Source organism: Streptomyces antimicrobicus (genome assembly GCF_020532625.1).
GTDB classification, from domain to species: domain Bacteria; phylum Actinomycetota; class Actinomycetes; order Streptomycetales; family Streptomycetaceae; genus Streptomyces; species Streptomyces antimicrobicus.
This window is the reverse complement of record NZ_JAJAUY010000256.1, coordinates 1-2,811: the sequence shown is the minus strand read 5'-3', so window position 1 is coordinate 2,811 and position 2,811 is coordinate 1. Positions and strand designations below refer to the sequence as shown.

The window sequence follows — 2,811 nt, the reverse complement described above, 5'->3', positions numbered from 1 at the left end:
GCCCGGCCCGGCCGGAAGGCCGGGGCCGGGCCGCCGCGTGCCCGTGACGGGCGTCGTATCGCTCACCTGACGGCCGTACCCTCACGGGCCCGCCACGGCACGGCTGCGTCGGCGCGGCCCGGGCCGCCGCCGGTGTCCGCGAAGGCCCCCCAGGCCGCCAGGCCGATGATCACTCCGGTCAGGACGGTCGAGGGGCCGCCGATGTCGGCGTAGAGGAAGTCGGTGAGCTGCCAGACGAACAGGCCCAACGCGATCAGCCCGCAGTCCCGGGCCCGCCGGGCCGCCGGGTCCGGGCGCAGCACCCGGCGCAGGCCGGCCACCAGCAGCACCGCCCAGCCGCCCGCGAGGGCGAGCAGTCCGACGAGGCCCTGTTCGCTGAGGATCAGCAGGTACATGTTGTGCGGGGACAGCAGCGGCTGGCGCACGTAGGCCTGGCCGGCGCCGGCGGTGTCGCTGCCGGAGGAGAGCCCGAGGCCGGCGTGGCCGTCGCGGTGGGCGGGGAAGCCCTTGAGCCCGACGCCGACGGCGGGGCGCTCCTGCCACATCGAGGAGGCGGCGGCCCACATGGTGTACCGGTCGGTGACCGACTGGTCGGGGGCCGAGCCCACCTGCGTGATGGAGGTCAGCCGCTCGGCGACCATCTGCGAGCCCACACCGAACCCGCCGACCAGCACCACCCCGGCGGCGCCCAGCGCGACCAGCACCACCAGGGCCCGCCGGACCCCGGCGAGCAGCAGGACGACCAGGGCGGCGCCGGCGGTCGCGATCCACGCGCCGCGGCTGAAGGACAGCACCAGCGGGAGCACCAGGGCCAGGGCGCAGCAGGTGGCGACCCGCCGGGACGCCTGGGGCAGCGCCGCCGACAGCGCGGCCCCGGTCGCCACGACCAGCCCGTACGCGACGACGGTCGCCATGCCCATCACGTCGCCGGGGCCGAAGGTGCCCACGGCCCGGATGTCCTCGCCCTGGTAGGAGGCCCCGGTGTGGGTCGCGTACTGCACGACCCCCACGGCTCCCTGGACCACCGCCAGCACCACGAAGCACCAGGCCGCCAGCCGGAACTCCCGCGCGTCGCGCACCAGCAGCAGCACGGCGCCGGGGACCAGGACGAACACCTGGAGGTAGCGCACGAACCCGGGCAGGGCCGCGTACGGGTCCCCTGCCGTCGCGGTGGCGACGGCCAGCCCGATCGTGGGCAGGGCCAGCACGACCGCGCCGAGCCGGGTCAGGGGCCGCACCTCGCCGCGCAGCGCCCGCAGGGCGCACACGAGGACCAGCACCAGCGAGGCGGCGTCGGCCGGGCCGACCTTGCCCGAGGCGGTGGCGTCCCCGGCGGGCACCGGGACGAGCAGCATCAGGACGGTGGCCACCAGCGGCAGCAGCGGCCAGTGCGCGCGCAGCAGACCGCGCGGGTCCGGGCGGCCGGCGGGCGCGCCCCGGCCCGGGGCGGCGGCGGGGGTGGAGACGGCGGGGGTGGAGACGGCGAAGCTCATGTCAGCTGCCTCCCAGCCGGAAGCGGAAGAAGGAGGCCGCGGTGCGCGCCAGGATCCACACGTCCTGCCACAACGACCAGGTGTCGATGTAGTGGTTGTCGAAGCGGGCCCGGTCCTCGATGGAGGTGTCCCCGCGCAGGCCGTTGATCTGCGCCAGGCCCGTGATCCCGACGGGCATCCGGTGCCGGGCCTCGTAGCCGGGGTGCAGCGAGGCGAACTTGGCCACGAAGAACGGCCGTTCGGGGCGGGGGCCGACCAGGCTCATGTCGCCGCGGACCACGTTCCACAGCTGGGGCAGCTCGTCGAGGGAGGACTTGCGCAGGAAGGAGCCGACCCGGCTCATCCGGGTGTCCCCGGCCACCGTCCAGCGGGTGGCGGACTCGTGCTCGTCGGCGCGCAGCGTACGGAACTTCAGCAGGGTGAACGGCCGCCCGTAGAGCCCGACGCGCTCCTGACGGAAGATCACTCCCGGCCCGTCGGAGATCCGTACGGCCAGGGCGCACAGGCCCATCACGGGCGCCGCCAGGAGCAGTGCGAGCAGGGCCAGCGTCCCGTCGACGGCCCGCTTGACCCACCGCTCCACCGGCCGCCCCGGGCGCGGCAGCAGCGGCTGGACGGCGAAGCCCCACAGCTGGTCGGCGGGCCGGGGCACGCGCATGCCGGTGATCTTGGCGGTGCCGACCGGGTCGGCGAGCCACAGCCGGCAGCCGTGGTCGTGGAAGAGCCGGACCAGTGAGGCGGTGCGCTCGTCGGCCTCCGGCGGGCGGGTGAACACCGCGTGCCGCACGGAGTTCTGGATGACGGCCCGGCGGATGTCCTCGTGGGTGGCCAGCAGCGGGACGCCCGCCCCCGGCCCGTCCTCCCCGGCCGGCCCGGTGTCGGCGAGCCCCACCGGGCGCAGCCCGTACTCCCGCCGCTCGTGCAGTGCCCCGGCCACCGCGCTCGCCCCGTCGCGGGGGCCGACCACCAGCGCGGACGCGGGTCGTCGGACGGCCGTACGGCGGCGCAGCAGATGGACCAGCCCGCGGCCGGCGCACGTCAGGACGGCCTGGAGGCAGACGGCCCCGGCGAGCGGGGCCCAGCCGAGCGCCTGGCGCGGGTCGACGGCGGCCACCACGGCGGCGGTCACGCACCACAGCACGGCCGCCCGCCCCGCCAGCGCGGGCAGTTCGAACAGGGCGGAAGGGGCCAGCCGGGGCCGGTAGAGGCCGGCCTGCGCGTGCAGCGCGCCGGCCAGTACGGCCACGGGGGCGGCGGCCGCGGCCGGCAGGCCCAGGGCCGGGGTCAGGGTCGTGGCCGCGAGGGCGGCCAGGGCGTC

The 2,811-nt window shown here is 77.0% G+C and carries 2 protein-coding genes; both read right to left on the bottom strand.

Features of this window, described 5'->3' with window-relative positions:
* Nucleotides 1-62 precede the first annotated feature (62 nt).
* Nucleotides 63-1,493, bottom strand: a complete 1,431-nt coding sequence (locus LG632_RS29895; RefSeq protein WP_226731061.1) for an O-antigen ligase family protein — start codon at nucleotides 1,491-1,493, stop codon at nucleotides 63-65.
* 1 nt (nucleotide 1,494) lies between these two features.
* The coding region (locus LG632_RS29890) for a sugar transferase (protein WP_374203643.1) at nucleotides 1,495-2,811 on the bottom strand (1,317 nt) is incomplete at its 5' end.

What these genes read in the sequence shown, in the direction of transcription:
- LG632_RS29895 (WP_226731061.1), bottom strand. Translation starts at nt 1,493, where the DNA reads ATGAGCTTCGCCGTCTCCACCCCCGCCGTCTCCACCCCCGCCGCCGCC.